Origin of the sequence: Pseudomonas sp. FYR_5 (genome assembly GCF_043106315.1) — a bacterium.
In the GTDB taxonomy this organism is placed as follows: Bacteria; Pseudomonadota; Gammaproteobacteria; order Pseudomonadales; family Pseudomonadaceae; genus Aquipseudomonas; species Aquipseudomonas putida_Y.
Map to the genome: position 1 here is coordinate 15,574 of NZ_JBICMK010000095.1, position 16,947 is coordinate 32,520.

At 58.1% G+C, this 16,947-nt stretch carries 17 protein-coding genes; 9 read left to right on the plus strand and 8 right to left on the minus strand.

Annotated features, from left to right (window positions below):
- The first annotated feature begins 40 nt into the window (after positions 1–40).
- The gene (locus tag ACF8RA_RS17660) at positions 41–895 is read left to right on the plus strand and encodes a Tim44 domain-containing protein (RefSeq protein WP_176682927.1); all 855 of its coding nucleotides are present in this window, start codon (positions 41–43) and stop codon (positions 893–895) included.
- Between the two features lie 114 nt (positions 896–1,009).
- Complete coding sequence (locus tag ACF8RA_RS17665) at positions 1,010–1,417, plus strand: SMI1/KNR4 family protein (protein WP_176682928.1); 408 nt, start codon at positions 1,010–1,012, stop codon at positions 1,415–1,417.
- A gap of 161 nt (positions 1,418–1,578) precedes the next feature.
- On the opposite strand, the gene ACF8RA_RS17670 is transcribed toward ACF8RA_RS17665, so the two are convergent.
- Positions 1,579–3,339 (minus strand): cation:proton antiporter, encoded by a 1,761-nt coding sequence (locus ACF8RA_RS17670; RefSeq protein ID WP_176682929.1) that lies wholly within the window; start codon positions 3,337–3,339, stop codon positions 1,579–1,581.
- A gap of 337 nt (positions 3,340–3,676) precedes the next feature.
- Here ACF8RA_RS17670 and ACF8RA_RS17675 point away from each other — a divergent pair, with 337 nt between their 5' ends.
- Positions 3,677–4,162: an acyl-CoA thioesterase gene (locus ACF8RA_RS17675; RefSeq protein ID WP_003253263.1), complete on the plus strand. Its 486-nt coding sequence runs from the start codon at positions 3,677–3,679 to the stop codon at positions 4,160–4,162.
- On the opposite strand, the gene pdxY is transcribed toward ACF8RA_RS17675, so the two are convergent.
- Positions 4,159–5,031 carry a pyridoxal kinase PdxY gene (gene pdxY, locus ACF8RA_RS17680; RefSeq protein ID WP_176682930.1) on the minus strand — a complete coding sequence of 291 codons (873 nt, stop codon included), beginning with the start codon at positions 5,029–5,031 and terminating at the stop codon, positions 4,159–4,161. The genes ACF8RA_RS17675 and pdxY overlap by 4 nt on opposite strands.
- Positions 5,032–5,151: 120 nt before the next feature.
- Here pdxY and ACF8RA_RS17685 point away from each other — a divergent pair, with 120 nt between their 5' ends.
- Complete coding sequence (locus tag ACF8RA_RS17685) at positions 5,152–5,544, plus strand: DUF3301 domain-containing protein (RefSeq protein ID WP_176682931.1); 393 nt, start codon at positions 5,152–5,154, stop codon at positions 5,542–5,544.
- Here the strand turns inward: ACF8RA_RS17685 and ACF8RA_RS17690 are convergent, their stop codons facing one another.
- The 3 genes from ACF8RA_RS17690 to zigA are packed head-to-tail and all read right to left on the minus strand — an operon-like array spanning position 5,545 to position 8,388.
- A complete protein-coding gene (locus ACF8RA_RS17690; RefSeq protein WP_392519399.1) occupies positions 5,545–6,516 on the minus strand; it encodes a CobW family GTP-binding protein in 972 nt (323 codons plus the stop codon).
- A gap of 40 nt (positions 6,517–6,556) precedes the next feature.
- A complete protein-coding gene (locus ACF8RA_RS17695) occupies positions 6,557–7,183 on the minus strand; it encodes a DUF1826 domain-containing protein (RefSeq protein ID WP_176682933.1) in 627 nt (208 codons plus the stop codon).
- A complete protein-coding gene (gene zigA, locus ACF8RA_RS17700) occupies positions 7,180–8,388 on the minus strand; it encodes a zinc metallochaperone GTPase ZigA (protein ID WP_392519400.1) in 1,209 nt (402 codons plus the stop codon). Before zigA ends, ACF8RA_RS17695 begins: the two co-directional genes overlap by 4 nt.
- Positions 8,389–8,502: 114 nt before the next feature.
- Here zigA and ACF8RA_RS17705 point away from each other — a divergent pair, with 114 nt between their 5' ends.
- The gene (locus tag ACF8RA_RS17705) at positions 8,503–8,883 is read left to right on the plus strand and encodes a glutamine synthetase (RefSeq protein ID WP_176682935.1); all 381 of its coding nucleotides are present in this window, start codon (positions 8,503–8,505) and stop codon (positions 8,881–8,883) included.
- A gap of 212 nt (positions 8,884–9,095) precedes the next feature.
- Here the strand turns inward: ACF8RA_RS17705 and ACF8RA_RS17710 are convergent, their stop codons facing one another.
- The gene (locus ACF8RA_RS17710; RefSeq protein ID WP_176682936.1) at positions 9,096–9,623 is read right to left on the minus strand and encodes a DUF3617 domain-containing protein; all 528 of its coding nucleotides are present in this window, start codon (positions 9,621–9,623) and stop codon (positions 9,096–9,098) included.
- 132 nt (positions 9,624–9,755) lie between these two features.
- Here ACF8RA_RS17710 and cls point away from each other — a divergent pair, with 132 nt between their 5' ends.
- A complete protein-coding gene (gene cls, locus ACF8RA_RS17715; protein WP_176682937.1) occupies positions 9,756–11,195 on the plus strand; it encodes a cardiolipin synthase in 1,440 nt (479 codons plus the stop codon).
- An 83-nt stretch (positions 11,196–11,278) separates the two neighbouring features.
- Here the strand turns inward: cls and cfaB are convergent, their stop codons facing one another.
- On the minus strand, positions 11,279–12,463 hold the full coding sequence (gene cfaB, locus ACF8RA_RS17720; protein WP_021785301.1) for a C17 cyclopropane fatty acid synthase CfaB: 1,185 nt from the start codon (positions 12,461–12,463) through the stop codon (positions 11,279–11,281).
- A gap of 207 nt (positions 12,464–12,670) precedes the next feature.
- Here cfaB and lpdA point away from each other — a divergent pair, with 207 nt between their 5' ends.
- From lpdA to ACF8RA_RS17735, 3 genes are all read left to right on the plus strand, one after another.
- Complete coding sequence (gene lpdA / locus ACF8RA_RS17725) at positions 12,671–14,071, plus strand: dihydrolipoyl dehydrogenase (protein WP_176682939.1); 1,401 nt, start codon at positions 12,671–12,673, stop codon at positions 14,069–14,071.
- 268 nt (positions 14,072–14,339) lie between these two features.
- Positions 14,340–14,948 carry a LysE family translocator gene (locus tag ACF8RA_RS17730; RefSeq protein ID WP_392519401.1) on the plus strand — a complete coding sequence of 203 codons (609 nt, stop codon included), beginning with the start codon at positions 14,340–14,342 and terminating at the stop codon, positions 14,946–14,948.
- A 260-nt stretch (positions 14,949–15,208) separates the two neighbouring features.
- On the plus strand, positions 15,209–15,931 hold the full coding sequence (locus tag ACF8RA_RS17735; protein WP_209969062.1) for a LuxR family transcriptional regulator: 723 nt from the start codon (positions 15,209–15,211) through the stop codon (positions 15,929–15,931).
- Here ACF8RA_RS17735 and ACF8RA_RS17740 read toward each other — a convergent pair whose 3' ends face one another.
- The gene (locus ACF8RA_RS17740; protein ID WP_176682942.1) at positions 15,932–16,600 is read right to left on the minus strand and encodes an acyl-homoserine-lactone synthase; all 669 of its coding nucleotides are present in this window, start codon (positions 16,598–16,600) and stop codon (positions 15,932–15,934) included.
- Positions 16,601–16,947 lie beyond the last annotated feature (347 nt).

Consider the following 16,947-nt stretch of genomic DNA (forward strand, 5'->3'; position numbering starts at 1 on the left):
CATGACGCGCGTGCAATCCACAACAGGGGATATCCCACTTATGCAACGTTTTCTTAGCATCGCACTGGCGCTCTGCGTCGGCCTGACGCTGAGCCTGGACGCCAGCGCCAAGCGTTTCGGCGGCGGCAAGAGCTCGGGCTCCGCGCCTATCCACCAGACCCGCCAGGCTACGCCAACCACGCCTGCTGCCGCGCCGACCGCACCTGGCCGTGCACCGGCTGCCGCCAGCGGTGCTTCGCGCTGGTTGGGCCCACTGGCTGGCCTCGCCGCCGGTGGCCTGCTGGCTTCCATGTTCATGGGCGACGGTTTCGAAGGCTTCCAGATCATGGACTTCCTGATCGTGGCGCTTATCGCCTTCCTCGTGTTCCGCTTCATCGCCGCGCGTCGCCGCCAGCAGCAGCCACAAATGGCCATGCCGGGCCATGCGCCGATGCAGCGTGAGGCTCACGCTCAGCCTTCGCAGCCGTCGATTTTCGGTGGTTCAGCCGCACCCGCTGCCGCAGCCGCCCCGGTGATCAACGCGCCGGCCTGGTTCAACGAGCAGAGCTTCCTGGCAGCAGCCCGTAGCCATTTCCAGTCGCTGCAGCAGCACTGGGACGCCAACGAAATGGACAAGATCAGCGAGTTCGTTACCCCGCAAATGCTCGAGTTCCTCAAGCGTGAGCGTGCTGAACTGGGCGATGGCTTCCAATCTACCTACATCGATAACCTGGAAGTGCAACTGGACGGTGTCGATGACCGCGCCGACCGCACCGACGCTACCCTGACCTTCCGTGGCGTATCGAAGAATTCGCGCTTCGACCAGGGCGAAGTGTTCAGCGAAAGCTGGCACATGGTTCGCGCCCAAGGCGAGAACCAGCCTTGGCTGGTAGCCGGTATCCGTCAAAACGGCTAATCGCTGCGCGCTAAACAGAGAACCCCGGGCTTGCCCGGGGTTTTTTGCTTTTGCCAAAGTGGGCTACTAGGGTATAAGGCGCAGCGTTGTCATCTAGGTCAGAGGAAGTGAACCGTGGAAGAAGTGATCGAACAACTCCGTGAAGCGAATGAGCCGGTACCGGTGCCCCTGGAGCTTCCCGACGAAGACCAGCTGGTAGAGATCGAAGAGCAGCTGTTCATCAATATTCCATTCGTGTTCAAAGAGTTTCTGCTGACCGTAAGTGATGTGGTTTACGGCTCCCTTGAGCCTGTTACCGTCACTGATCCGCAGTCGCACACCTACCTGCCAGATGTGGCCTCCAACGCCTGGGATGCCGGCGTACCGCGCGACCTGATTCCACTGTGCCAGGACGGCGACAATTACTATTGCGTGGAAGAAGACGGCACCGTGGTGCTATGGGATGCCGAAGAGGAAGGTGTCGGCGAAGACAGTTGGGAATCGGTGTGGCATTGGGCGCGAGATGTTTGGCTGGAGAGCTGATTTCTAGCGCCTGTAGAGAAATCCACGCGATTCCAGGCTGGAAAAAAGACGGCTGAGGCCATCAATGTAGTTAAAGTCGCCAGGCTTTCTGCGCCTGGCGACAGGGATATCGCCCCCATTCCCTTGGGCGACGGTGAAATACTGCACAGGGCGTGTTCCCCTCATTGCGAGTTCTCGCGACTGTTCTCCAGCGTCTCTAGCAAGGCAATCTGCATACGCGTATGCACGCGGATGAACCAGCGCCACAACAACGCCACCACCACTGCAGCTACCACAGCAATCACCAGCAGTAACTCGCTAGTCGGCAAAATACTCGCCGACAATGCCGACAGCAGCAGGAAAATTACCAGCAGCGACAATAGCGGGATCACCTCAGCGATCACGCGACGCACACGCTGGGTATGCCGCCCGGCCATTTCTGGCTTGACGCCCATTTCTGCAAGCAGCATCGACAGGGCCTTGAGCTTGCGGTAGGCGGCGATCAGGAATGGCAGCGACAGCAACAACGCTGCGCCCCAGATCAACGCCTTCTGCAGACTAACATCGCTTACCCACTCGCTGAGCCAGTTGCCGATACGCGCTGCAAAGTAGCCCCCGCTGAAAAAGATGGCGATCACCAGCGCCAGGTTCACCCCCACCTGTAACAGGATGCGCCGGATCATCGCAACCAGCATGGCACTCTCGCCCTGCGGCTGGATGTTGCGCAACCACTCGCCATACAACGAAAGCACCCGTGCCAGGCGAGCAGGCACCATATTGCCCAACTTTTGCGACAACGGGTCGGCCGCGCGGATCAGGTACGGTGTCAACAGCGTGGTGATTGCCGATACCGCCACCGCCACCGGGTACAGGAAATCGCTGGTCACCTGCAAGGTCATACCCAGCGCGGCAATGATGAAGGAGAACTCGCCGATCTGCGAAAGACCCATGCCCACACGCAGTGACGTGCGCCCGTCATTACCGGCAATGAACGCCCCCATACCACAAGACAGCATCTTGCCCAGTACCACCGCCAAGGTGATGACCACGATCGGCCAGGCATAGTCGAGGAGCACCTGAGGGTCAATCAGCAGACCGATGGCGACGAAGAAGATGGCACTGAACAGGTCACGTACGGGCTCGATCAGCCGTTCAATCTTCAATAACTGGCGTGATTCGGCCATGATCGCGCCAATCAGGAAAGCGCCCAGTACCATGCTGTATTCCAGCTTCACAACCAGCAGGCAGAAGCCGAAACACAGGCCCAGAACGGTGATCAGCAACATTTCGTTGCTTTCGAACCTGGCGACATAGGCCAATAACCGCGGCACCAGCAAAATACCGATGACCAGAGCGACGATCATGAACAGCGACAGCTTGCCGACAGTGGAGAACACCTCGCCCGAGCTGACCGTGCCGCTGACCGCGATGCCTGACAGCAGGGCAATGATACCGATGCCAAGTATGTCCTCGACGATCAGCACACCAAAAATCAGCTGGGCAAAGCGCTCGTTCTTCATCTTCAAGTCGTTGAGCGCCTTGACGATGATGGTTGTGGAGGAGATGGCCAGGATAGCGCCCAGGAACAGTGAATCCATGGTGCTCCAGCCAAACCAACGGCCAATCTCGAAGCCGATCCAGATCATCAGCACGATTTCCAGGAACGCTGCGATGAATGCCGTGGCGCCGACCTTGAACAGCTTGCGTAGGCTGAACTCGAGCCCCAGACAGAACATGAGGAATATCACACCCAGTTCAGCGAGGATCTTGATGGTTTCCTCATCATGAATCAGGCCAAACGGCGGGGTGTGCGGGCCAATGATGAAGCCGGCGACAATGTAGCCCAGCACCACCGGCTGCTTGAGGCGGTGAAAAAGAATGGTGACGACGCCAGCGATCAGCATGATGACTGCCAGGTCCTGGATGAAGCTGATGGCATGCATGGCGTGATACTCCTTATCTCGTCTTCTTATGAATGCCTGGGCAGACCCCCTGTCGAGGCAAAACCGAGCGAGCAGCAAGTACATACTGTATTGAATGCAGAGACGCCCATGTTGCATGGGCGTACTCAGGTTAACATCGCACCCCGCCGCTAAAAGTCGGTGCAATATGCAGAAACAGATCGGCTGGAAAAGCGCTCGCGATGGCATGATCAGCGTGACGACAGCGCGCCAGCCAACGTCCCGTATCAGCAAGGCAAATTCAGAGAGGGGAACAACAGTGTCAGCAGATAACGCCCTCCATTCGCCCGATTCAGCGCAACCTCACCGTGAGCACACTATGGAACCTGGAAACGCCCAGCTGAGCATGACCGTCCTGATGACCCCGGACATGGCCAACTTCTCTGGCAACGTACATGGCGGCACCCTGCTCAAGTACCTCGATGAAGTGGCTTATGCATGCGCCAGCCGTTATGCCGGCAGTTATGTGGTGACCCTGTCGGTCGACCAGGTGATCTTCCGTGAACCCGTACACGTGGGTGAACTGGTGACCTTCCTGGCGTCGGTCAACTACACCGGCAACACTTCAATGGAAGTTGGCATCAAAGTCGTGACCGAGAACATTCGCGAGCGCTCGGTGCGCCATTCCAACAGCTGCTTCTTCACCATGGTCGCGGTCGATGACAACCGCCGCCCGGTGCCAGTGCCACCACGCCAGCCCCACAGCAGCGAAGAAAAGCGCCGCTTCCTGCAAGGCCAGCAGCGCCGGCAGATCCGCCAGGAGCTGGAAAAGCGCTACCAGGACCTGAAAACCGACGCTATTTAAAGCGCGAGCAGCTGCGCCTCGAAGCGCACCCGTGGGTGCGCAATGCGGTCCTGGGCCCGTACCAACTGCAATTCATAGCTGGCGCAGGCCTGGGTTTCCAGCAGCACTTCATGCACTGCCGCAGCCGTGAATTCGAATGCCTGCACCCAGCTGTCGCCGAGCAGCACCCGCGCCAGGAACAGCCCTGAGGTCAGGTCACCCACCCCCACCGGCTGACGCGGGAACGCCAGCAGCGGGCGGCGCAGGTGCCAACAATGCTCGGCAGTCACCAGCAGCATTTCAAACTGATCTTCGGCCCGCCCGGGATAAACCAGGTGCTTGACCAGTACAACCTGCGGCCCACGCTGCAGAAGGCTGCGCGCCATGTTCACGCAATCCTCCAGCGACTGGGCGCGGCGCCCACAGAAGCTGTCCAGCTCCAGCTGGTTGGGGCACAGGATGTCCGCCGTGGCTGCCGCCTCGTCAAGCAGGAACTCACTGACTTCCGGCGGCACGATGCAGCCCTTCTCCGGGTGCCCCATGACCGGGTCGCACAGGTACAAGGCCTTTGGGTTCACGGTCTTGATCCGCTCGACGCCAGCCAGGATCGCTCGCCCTTGTTCGGCGCTGCCCAGGTAGCCGGAAAGCACCGCATCGCAGTGGCCCAGCTCGCCGATGTTGGAAATGCCTTCCACCAACGCAGGAATTTGCGCTGGGGCAAGCACTTCACCCGCCCACTGGCCATACTGTGTGTGATTGGAGAACTGCACGGTATTGAGCGGCCAGGCATTGACCCCGATACGCTGCATGGGGAATACCGCGGCGCTGTTGCCGGCGTGGCCGAACACCACGTGGGACTGAATGGCGAGCAGGTGCGGGGTACGTTTCATGCGGGAGTTTTCCAAAGCTGTTTCAAGGATTGTGCGCAGCGCAGTATGAACTCGATTGCCACCTGTACGACAGGCCAGGAACGCAGTTAAGCTGGATCTACCTGTTTGGAGCATATGCAAATGTTGACCCTGGAGAACCTCTTCGTCCTGATGCTGGTAGCCACGGCAGGCGCCTGGTTGTGGCACAACCATGGGTTGCGTGAAAAGGCCTTGGAACGGGTCAAACAGCATTGCGCCAAACTCGACCTGGAGTTGCTTGATGATGCCGTAGCGCTCAAGCGCATCGCCTTTGTCCGGGATGCCAATGGCCGCAAGCGCCTGGCACGCGTCTATGCCTTCGAATTCACCGTCACGGGTGAGCAACGTCACCCCGGCACCGCGACCCAGTTCGGCGCCCACAGCGTGCAGATCGAACTGGCGCCCTACCCGTTCGAAATCAAGACCCCACCACGCACCGACAACGTCATAGAGATGCAGCAATGGCGCCAGGAGCACAACCGCTGGCGCAACTGATCAACTGACGCGACATTCATTCAACCCGGCTTGCAACGCGGGTTGCGGTTGCGGCTGATCGAAAATCAGCTCGATACGGCTATCCCTGCGCCAGTCGCTGGGCTGCCAAGCGGGCATATCCCCATTCAGCCCATTGAACGACCACCAGCCCTCCATGCTGTGGATAACTCCCTTGGCCCGTCGCCATGGCAAAGCACACAAGAAAGCTTTTAGCCGCTGTGGATAAAACTGTTGGCCAGGGTGCCAGCGCCAGCCAATACTCCAACCGCCCTCCCCTTGCTGGGCAAGGCACATCGGCTGACGGGGGTCTGTCCACAGTAATGCGGGAGCGACTCCAGGATTGTCGACAATCTGGTTTTTCAGTAATGAGCTGTCAACAATCTGTTCGGGGGCCGTCGGAAGGCCGGACAGAGGCAGTTGCCCTTGCACGGTCCACACAATGTTCCTTTCTTTAAATTTATTAGTTATCAACAACTTATGTTGTTCATCCACAGCCTCTGATTTATTGAAAACCACGTGTTCAGAGGCATTGAAAGCCTGCTGTTGAGCCTCTGGAAGCGGCTCGTTTCGAGCCATGGCCTGGGCATCCACAACCATCAAGAGTGGCTGAATTGTCAGCACTCCAACCCAAGGCGCTTGTTGCAACTGAGCCAGCAGCTGCAACGGATGGCCCAGGCCGGAAGGTTCGATAAACAGCCGGTCAGGCCGCGATTTGCGTAGCAATCGGCCCAGGCCCACCTGGAACGGCATGCCGTTGACGCAGCACAGGCAGCCACCTGCGACCTCGCCGATGGCAATGCCGTCTTCGTCACGGCTGAGTAAGGCTGCATCCAGGCCGACCAGGCCGAACTCGTTGATCAATACCGCCCAGTGCTCGTTGGCTGGGCGCTGGGCCAGCAAGTGACGGATCAAAGTGGTCTTGCCAGCACCCAGCGGGCCAGCAATTACATGGGTGGGAATGTTCTGCAACATGGCGTGGCTTCAGGCGGCGGTGATGCCTCACTATGCGCTGTCAGGCCAGCCAGTCAAGGCTGAGCAGCAAACGCCCCTGCTGTGCCGAAGGCGACCTATGAACCAGGCCTGCCCCTTCATTACCCTGCCATTTTTCACCTTTGAGTATCGCCACCTCACCGGTTTGCAGTTGCTGGATGTTATCCACAGATGGTTCAGCTGTGTGTAACTCACCACGACCGCTATCCCGTTCTTGCAACCATTCGCTACCTGGGCCGACGTAGGTGGTGAGCAGGCGCAACGGTACGTTATCCACATGGAAGCGTGGACACATGGGACCGTCCAGAACGCGCAAGCGCAAACCGACCCGACGTGCGCCAACCAGGCAGGTATAAGCCGCCACCAACCAGGTCACATCAGCAACGAAAGCTTCATATCCATGCAAATCCGCCGCTTCACGCAGCAGATCTGGCAATACCGGCTTCTGTTCCTCGTCCACATCAATTACCCGCTGATCAGCCAAGGGCTGGCCAAGGCTGATCACCAGTGCGGCAAAGTCCTCCAGTTGTGCCGGCAAGCGCCGCCGCCATACAGCCAGGTTTACGCCATCCTGCAGCACTTCGGCCAGCACCTGGGGCGTCTCGCCAAACACCTGAAAGATATCCACAGGTCGGTGCGCCAGGTTCATGCTGCCGCCTCCTCATGCCATGGGCCAAATGGGTCAGGTAGGCGCAACCAGCCCATGTGGCCCAAGTCCATTTCTTGATCCGTCAACAGGCATGCATCGAGGGCTGTGGATAATTTTTCGAAGTCGATATTCTGCCCGATAAACACCAACTCCTGACGGCAGTCACCGGTCTCAGCGGTCCAGTGTTTCAAGATCTCGCTCGTGTTATCCACATCCTGCGGCCACTGCTCGCGTGGCACGAAGCGCCACCAGCGGCCAGCCAGACCATGGCGCATCATGCCACCCGCTTGCGACCAGCTGCCCGCTCCCTGATATTTGCTGGCCAACCAGAAAAAGCCTTTGGAACGCAGCAGCCTTCCGTTACTCCAGTCCTTGTGGATAAAGTCGTAAAAGCGCTGTGGATGAAGCGGGCGTCGAGCCTGCCAGGTCATGGCCGCGATACCGTACTCTTCGGTTTCTGGCACATGCTCACCGCGCAGTTCCTGCAACCAGCCTGGTGCCTGGGCCGCCTGATCGAAGTCGAACAGCCCGGTGTCGAGGATACGTGCCAGCGGCACTTGGCCCATGACCATGGGTACAATCTGCGCCCGGGCATTGAGGCTGCGCAGAATGGCGATGAGTTCTTCGCGCTCATGTTGGCTGATCAGGTCGATCTTGCTCAGCAGCAGCACATCTGCGAACTCGACCTGCTCGATCAACAAATCACTGATCGACCGCTCGTCTTCTTCGCCCAACGTTTCGCCGCGGCTGGCCAGGCTGTCTGCTGCTTGATAGTCGCGCAGGAAGTTCAAGCCATCGACCACGGTGACCATGGTGTCCAGTCGCGCCATATCGGACAGACTGCGACCCTGCTCGTCGCGGAAAGTGAAAGTCTCAGCCACTGGCAGTGGCTCAGAGATACCGGTGGACTCGATCAGCAAATAATCGAAACGCCCCTCTTCGGCCAGCCGCGCAACCTCCTCAAGCAGGTCTTCGCGCAACGTGCAGCAAATGCAGCCGTTGCTCATCTCGACCAGTTTCTCTTCAGCGCGGTTGAGACTGACATTGCGCTGCACCTCGCTGGCATCGATGTTGATTTCACTCATATCGTTGACGATAACCGCGACCCGAAGGTTGTCGCGGTTGCGCAGCACATGGTTGAGCAGCGTGCTCTTGCCGGCGCCGAGAAAGCCGGACAGCACGGTGACGGGGAGACGATTGGACATGGCGAACCTCTTCAGGCAGACGCATTCGAAACGATGCATTGCATAATGTTATAAGGTAACAATACACTTTCGCCAAGTGGTTCTCGACGGACGAGTGCTCACAGAGGATGAAAAATGAATCTGCCACGCGTCATGGCATTGCTGTTACTCGCCATGCCTGCTTCCCTGTTGGCCATGCCACAAAACCAAACACTGGCCCTTTGTACGCGAAGTGCGACGCTGCTCGCTTGCCAGGACGGCAAAGGCAGTTACTACAGTGTGCGTACTGAAGGCAGCACCTTCTACCTTCGCGGCTACGACTTCAGCAGCCGTCGGCTGTGGGCACAAACCAACAGCCGCTATGGCACATTGACTTTTTTTACCGGCCTGGCCAGCGATGGTGAGGCCTGGGTGGGTTACAGCCGCCGCGTAGGCTGGACCACTTTGAACCGCGTATCCAGTTCCAGCGGGGAGCGCTTCAAGCTGCATTGCAGCTTGATCGAGGGGTGCCGTTGACCCCTGCTTTTATTTAGAACGCTTTTTCTCTGCCGCCTCTTTTGTAAGTCAGCGTCGAGCTCGTGCTGAAAACGCCAGCCTTGACCAGCCCTTTGTCAGACCGAAAAGCTAAGCCGTAACCGCGTCGAGACAAGGATCGAAATGAAATGTTCCACGTGGAACTATCCGAGCCTGCATGCCCACGACGCGGTTGCCACTCACCAGTGGGGATTTCAGCTGCGCGGTTTGACCGCCCCGCAATCATTGCCTAACCACACCGCACGCGTGTTCATGCTGCCTTGCTGCTGCACACCCGAAGCGTTGAACGTGCCACTGACCTGGGTGGTGAATTCCCGATCACTGAGGAATGTAGCCTGGCCACTACCCTGTGCCTTTGGGCAGCTGAACTGGAATTTCCACACGTTACCGGTACGGTCAGTAATTTTCTGCGTGCAGCCCGATTTCGGGTCCTGCAGCGGAATGTCATTCGTTGCCACCTGTTCTGGCGTCAGGCACGAACGCACACCCTTGCCACCTATACTTACCCCTTGCTTGGCCAACACTCCTTCCATCATCGCGCGCTGCTCTGGCGGCAGGTTCTTCAACTGGCCGAGCATGAATTCCATGTCGGGTAGCGGCTTGCCATCGACCTGCATGTTGCTGGTGGTCAGCTCCCACAAACCCGGTTGCAGCATCTGGGCTTGCACCAGCGGACTGCTCATGCCTAGGGCCAACGCCAACAGTGGCAGACGATTCTTCATGGACGAACGCTCCTGGAAAAAAGCCGGTCAAACGGGCCGGACTGAGCCTTAGACGCCAAATCCGCCTGCGGGTTGCAGGCGGACCGGGAACGTGTTCTGTTACCTCAAGTGTACTCGGCAAGCAGGATGCATATGGATTACCACAGCCCCTACTTCTTTGGTTACCTACTCGGCCTGATCCATCTGCTGGGTATTGTCGCCGCACTGCATGCGCTGTTCACGGTGCGGACAGCTCAGGGTGCCATTGCGTGGGCGATGCCCTTGCTCTTCATCCCTTACCTCACCTTGATCCCCTACCTGATTTTCGGCGCCCGCTCGTTCTATGCCTACATCATGGCTCGGCGCCAAGCCAACCAGGAAATGCACGTGGCCATGGCCAATCTCAACTGGCGGCCTTGGGTTGAAGAAGCCCTTGCCGCCCGCGAGTCGGAAAGCTATACAGCTTTGCGCGCCATGCCCAAGCTAGGTCGCATGCCATGCCTGGCAAATAACCAGGTGAAATTGTTGATCAACGGCAAGGCCACCTTCGATGCGATCTTCGCAGCCATCGAGAAAGCACGCGATGTGGTACTGGTGCAGTTCTTCATCATTCATGACGACACCCTCGGCAAGGCACTGCAGCAACTCTTGCTACGTAAAGCCGCCGAAGGCGTGCAGGTGTTCGTGCTGTACGACCGTGTCGGCAGCCACGCCTTGCCGGCCAGCTACAGCCAGTTGCTACGTGACGGCGGTGTGCAGATCCATGCATTCGCCACCCGTCGCGGCTGGTTCAACCGCTTCCAGGTGAACTTCCGCAACCATCGCAAGATTGTGGTAGTGGATGGGTTGCTCGGCTTCCTCGGCGGTCACAACGTGGGAGACGAGTACCTGGGTGAACATCCACAGCTTTCACCCTGGCGTGACACCCACGTACAGATCAGCGGTCCGGTATTGGCCTGCCTGCAAGAGTCATTCGCCGAAGACTGGTACTGGGCCACGCGCCAGCTACCGCCGCTGATCCTGCCCGATACGTACCCGGACAACGGCGTGCTGTGTCAGGCCTTGGCCAGCGGCCCGGCAGACCCACAAGAAACCTGCTCGCTGTTCTTCCTTGAAGCGATTCATTCGGCCACCCGCAGGGTGTGGATCACCAGCCCCTACTTCATCCCTGACGAGGCCGTGTTCGCCGCCTTGCGGCTGGCGGTGCTACGGGGAGTAGATGTGCGGGTGCTGATCCCGTCACGCCCTGACCACCGCATCGTCTACGCCGCCTCCAGCCTGTTTGCCTTCGAAGCAGTGCGCGCGGGGGTACGTATGTTCCGTTACCAACCCGGGTTTCTGCATCAAAAGGTAGTGCTGGTGGATGATGACGTCAGCGCCATTGGGAGTGCCAACCTGGACAACCGCTCGTTCCGTCTGAACTTCGAGATTACCCTGCTGACAGTCGATCGCGGCTTCGCAGACCAGGTCGAGCACATGCTCCAGGAAGACTTCGAACAAGCGCGGGAAATTACTGCAGAAGACACCCAAGATACCCATCGACTGCAGCAATTGGGGATGCGAATTGCGCGGCTGATATCGCCGATTCTTTAGGGTGAGTACTCCCGTTGAAAGCGGCCTTTTCGCGCTAAAGGCCGCTCCTGCAAAGCCAAATCAGGGCTGAGACACTTACGATTTCAGCGGTACAAGTCTTCCCGCGTCCAGGGCAGGTCATGATGCCCGTCGGCGTATGGCTTCACTGCCAGTATCTGGTGCAGGTTGATCCAGCCCTTCTGAAAGGCGTAGGCACACCCGGCCAAGTACAAACGCCAGATCCGCAGGGTCTTCTCAGGCACCAGCGCTGCTGCCTTGTGCAACTGGTTCTCCAGGTTCTCGCTCCAGTGGTGCAAGGTTTTAGCGTAGTGCAGGCGCAGGCTCTCCACGTCCACTACCTCCAGCCCGGCTTCACAGATACTGGCGCTGATCATCGACAGGTGCGGCAGTTCGCCGTGGGGGAATACATAGCGATCGATGAACTCACCCGCCCCGCGCCCGACCGGTCGGCCATCGACGTGCTTGGCTGTGATGCCGTGGTTCATCACCAGCCCCCCTTCCCTCACCGCCCCAAACAGCTTCTGGCAGTACAGCGCCAGGTTGGCATGCCCGACATGCTCGAACATACCCACGCTGACAACCTTGTCGAAGCGACCATCCTGAGGCAGATCGCGATAATCGAGAATCTGCAGGTCGACCTTGTCGGCAAGCCCTTCGGCTTGCACACGCTTGCGGCCGAGCTTCAATTGCTCCTTGCTCAGGGTAATGCCGAACACCTTGGCGCCATATTCACGGGCAGCGAACCGCGCCAGCCCGCCCCAGCCACAGCCAACATCGAGCAGGTAGTCACCGGCATCCAGGCGCAGCTTGCGGCACAGGTGGTCGAACTTGTCCTGCTGCGCCTGGTCGAGCGTATTGTCCGGCTCACGGAAGTAGGCGCAGGAATAGGCCATGTCCTGGTCCAGCCAAAGCTGGTAGAACGCGTTGGACACGTCATAGTGGTAGGAGATTGCCTTGGCGTCGGTGCTCTTGTCATGAGACAACCGTTGCGGCGGCGTTTCATCCTCATCCGCCAGCAGCGCTTCGCTCAGCTCGTCGCACACGCGGATGGCCTCACCGATATCGCCTTCCAGCTCCAGCTTGCCTTCGACGAATGCGGTGCCTAGCTGGTCCATGCTTGGGTGGGTCAACTGGCTGATCAGCTGTGGTTCCTTGACCAAAATCGTGACCTGAGGACTAGGCCCAAGATCAAAATGGTTGCCGTCCCACAGCTTCAGCCTCAGCGGCAGATGCAAGCTCTGCAATGCAGGTGGAAGTTGAGCAAGCATGAAACACCCCTCCTGTCCGTAATTGGCCACGACGCCTAATATTTCGAACGTCACCGGATCAGAGTAGTTCATCTGTAGGATGTTTCCTCTAAGCAAGACCATGGTCTAGAACCAACTGATCTTATCCACACAGCAGATTGTATACAATCTGTGCGTCTCAGCTTAACCTTGTGCCCTCTCGCACTTCTACATCCTGGAGTTGAACCCATGAAATCCTATGACGTGGTGATCATCGGCGGTGGCCCTGGCGGCTACAACGCAGCCATCCGTGCTGGCCAGTTGGGCCTGAGCGTTGCCTGCGTGGAAGGCCGCTCGACCTTGGGCGGTACCTGCCTGAACGTCGGCTGCATGCCATCCAAGGCACTGCTGCATGCTTCGGAGCTTTACGAAGCGGCCAGCGGTGACGAGTTCGCCCACCTCGGTATCGAAGTAAAGCCCACCCTCAACCTCGCCCAGATGATGAGACAGAAGGATGAGAGCGTGACAGGCCTGACCAAGGGCATCGAATACCTGTTTCGCAAGAACAAGGTCGAGTGGATCAAAGGCTGGGGCCGCCTGGATGGCATCGGCAAGGTCGTGGTCAAGGCCGAAGACGGAAGCGAAACTGCATTGCAGGCCAAGGACATCGTCATTGCCACCGGTTCTGAGCCTACCCCTCTGCCAGGTGTGACCGTCGACAACCAGCGCATCATTGACTCGACCGGCGCGCTGTCGCTGCCGCAAGTGCCCAAGCACCTGGTCGTCATCGGTGCTGGCGTGATCGGTCTTGAGCTGGGTTCGGTCTGGCGCCGCCTGGGTAGTCAGGTCACTGTCATCGAATACCTGGACCGCATCTGCCCAGGCACTGACACGGAAACCGCCAAGGCCCTGCAGAAGGCTCTCGCCAAGCAAGGCATGATGTTCAAGCTGGGCAGTAAAGTGACTCAGGCTACCGCAGGTGCCGATGGCGTCAGCCTGACGCTGGAGCCTGCCGCCGGTGGTACCGCAGAATCGCTGCAAGCCGACTACGTGTTGGTGGCTATCGGCCGCCGTCCTTATACCAAAGGGCTGAACCTGGAAAGCGTGGGCCTGGAAACCGACAAGCGCGGCATGCTCGGCAACGAGCACCACCGTACCTCAGTGCCGGGTGTCTGGGTGATTGGCGACGTCACTTCGGGCCCGATGCTAGCGCACAAGGCCGAAGACGAAGCGGTGGCCTGTATCGAACGCATCGCCGGCAAGCCCCACGAGGTCAACTACAACCTCATCCCTGGCGTGATCTATACCCGCCCGGAGATGGCCACCGTGGGCAAGACTGAAGAGCAGCTCAAGGCCGAAGGACGTGTCTACAAGGTTGGCAAGTTCCCCTTCACCGCCAACAGCCGTGCCAAGATCAACCACGAGACCGAAGGCTTCGCCAAGGTCATCGCCGATGCCGAAACCGATGAAGTACTGGGTGTGCACCTGGTGGGCCCAAGCGTCAGCGAGATGATTGGTGAGTTCTGCGTGGCTATGGAGTTCTCGGCCTCGGCAGAAGATATCGCCCTCACCTGCCACCCACACCCGACGCGCTCCGAGGCCCTGCGCCAGGCGGCGATGAATGTGGATGGCATGGCCATGCAAATCTGATGAGCCCCACTCGCTGCGTCAGGCCATGATCATGATCTGGATCGTATGAGTGAGTGGCCGTTTTCTGAATATCAGAAATGAAAAGACCTCCGGATGGAGGGCTTTTCATGTGTCTCAATAATAAAGGTTGTCACAGGCTGAAGGGGCAGATCCAATGGGCCACGCTGCACGTGGTCGGTACAGGCGCGTTGTTAACCGGGGCTACTTGGAGCAGTCCAGGCTGCGGACACCCGGTAGCTGTTGAATTTATTGCCAGGAGGCACCTTGCATGGCCAGTTATGGACTGTTTCTCATCCTCGCGACCCTTACCGTATTGAGCCCCGGCCCCGGGGTGGTGCTGACTCTCTCCAATGCCCTGCGCCACGGTTGGAGCGGTGCTCTGACGGGGATCTTCGGTATCGCCCTGGGCGCTTTCATCGTCGCTGGGCTCTCGGCCAGTAGCGTGGGGTTGGTTCTGGCGACCTCGGCAACGGCGTTCACCGTACTCAAGTACGTCGGCGCGTTGTACCTGTTGTACTTGGGGGTGAAGATGTGGCGTACCCAGCGTTTCATCCCGGAGCTCACCGTGACCGCCACGCAACCTTGGCGGCGCTTCGTCGAAGCGTTGTCGATCCAGCTGCTGAATCCCAAGGCTGGATTCTTCTTCCTGGCGGTGTTCCCACAATTCATCAGCCCGCAGGCCAACTACTACAGGCAGTTCTTCCTGCTGGTCTCTTCCTACGCGTTGCTGGTCGTGCTGGTACACACCGGCTACGCGCTGATGGCCAGTGGTGCCAGGGGTTGGTTGTCGACCAACCGTGGTGCGCGAATCGCCGGCAAGCTCTCCGGTATTACCTTCTTTTGTTTTGGGGTTCTGATGGCCTCGGCCAGCAAATAGAACCATCGTTGAACTTATCCGAAAGTCGCAATCTATATGTAACATGCGATACGTACTTTGGACGTAATCTCGATAGCCACGAAAAACGGGTAACCAGAGATCCAGCATTCTCATTGACTTACTTTTTAATATCTCCGACCATCACGCTTGCGCGGTAATCCGAGAATCACGATCTCTTCGAACAACAACTCTAAAAGGGTTTGCACGGCGCAATGGCTCTGCCAGTTTATTGGCGCCGTAAAAACGGCAGGGAAGACGACATGGAAAGTCGAAACCGGGACGCAGCCACGACATGCGATAAAAACCACCCCATCACACACCTGCACGACGAGTTGCAGCGTCAATTGTGTGGTTTGAAGGATTTGAAATACGCCTACTACGCGGCTACGCACAATCGCAACGTAGAGCCGATTATCATTTCAAATTACCCACCGAGTTGGGTCAAAAGCTATAAAGATAACAAGAGCTATCTGATTGACCCGATCATCAAACATGGGCTCAAGGAGATCACCCCCTTCTCCTGGCATGATGCCCTTGCCAACAGCGGTCCCGAAGGCGTGGACTTCTTCAGGCGCGCCACCCGTTATCAAATCTGCTCGGGCACCACATTCACCCTGCGCGATGCTTCCGGGACATTCTGTGCCTTGAGTGTGTGCGATGCGGGTTCGCAGGTAGATTTTGATCGGCGTCTGGCCAAGCAGCAAAGCCAGCTGCAACTGCTACTGATCGAATTTCATAGTTGGCTGATGACCTCGCGCACAACGGATCAGCTGTTTTCCAGTGCGGCCGATGGGCCGCTTTCCACCCGCGAACTGGGCGTGCTGCAACTGGTCATGCGCGGCAAAACCTACCGCGAAATTGCCACGGACTGTGGAATTTCAGAGCGCACAGTGAAATTCCACATGTCGAACATTTCTGGCAAATTGCAGGTCGGCAACGCCAAGCAAGCCGTCTACGAGGCAAAGCGACAGGGCATCATCTGATCAGGCGATGTGGTTGTCGGATACATCGTGCAACTGCAGGCTCAACGGCCACTGCTGGGTCTGCAGGGATGACAGCGGTTGCTTACGCGCAATGCTTTCAAGCAGTCGCAGGCGGTTGGACGAGCTGATCGGCATATCCAGCAAATGCACCGTCTCACCCGGCGACGCCTCGCCGCTGTCCAGAATCTGGTAGTGCCAGCCTGCCTGTCGAACGATGCGCGCCATGGCATCGCTGACCACGGTGACGATCGATTTCAAGCCGGTCAGTTCGCCGTGGTCATGCATGCTGAAAAGCAACATTTCGGTCAATGGCAAGTGCGCCAGGCCCAACTTGCGTGAACGGGTCTTGTCGACGAAGAAGCGGCTGGATTCAGCCATCAATGCCCGCTTGGGCGGTATGCAACTGAAGAAATCGCGAAAGGGACCTTCAACCATATAAGGGTGCAGTGTATTGATCAGGCGAAGGCCTGCCAACGGTATGCCTTGGCAAGTGCCAACCAGATAGGTCGTGTTCCAATTGTCATATTCATCCAATTCAATGCCATTTCTCACAGCGACCTTCCAATTAAGGCGATCACAGAAGACATGCTTGCGTAAGCCGTATAACTCGGCAACCCAGGGATGCGGGTCACGACGGTATTCAATCTTGTGAAAGTCGATAGTTATCATGTTGGGCTGTTCCCTTGCCTCAGGTATGGCGTTCGCGTGGGCGTTGGTATAACAACCTGCTGATTCTATCAACTGACGGCGCTGAGCAACCTGTACTTAAGTGCATGCAGGCCGTCGGTATTTCTCCAAATACCAAACACCTGCACCTAGATACAGTTGTCGTCATCGCAAAATTGGGCACACTTCTCGGGGCGTTGTGTAGGACGCCAGTTTTCACAACTTACAAGACGCTATTTGCCAGGCGCACGGTTGCGGTGGGTATCGAAAACCATCGTACCTTCGGCCCTGGCAGTTATCGCCTGCACTCAATGCCGCCCTTGTTCATACAAGGGTTGTCACGTCAGCAC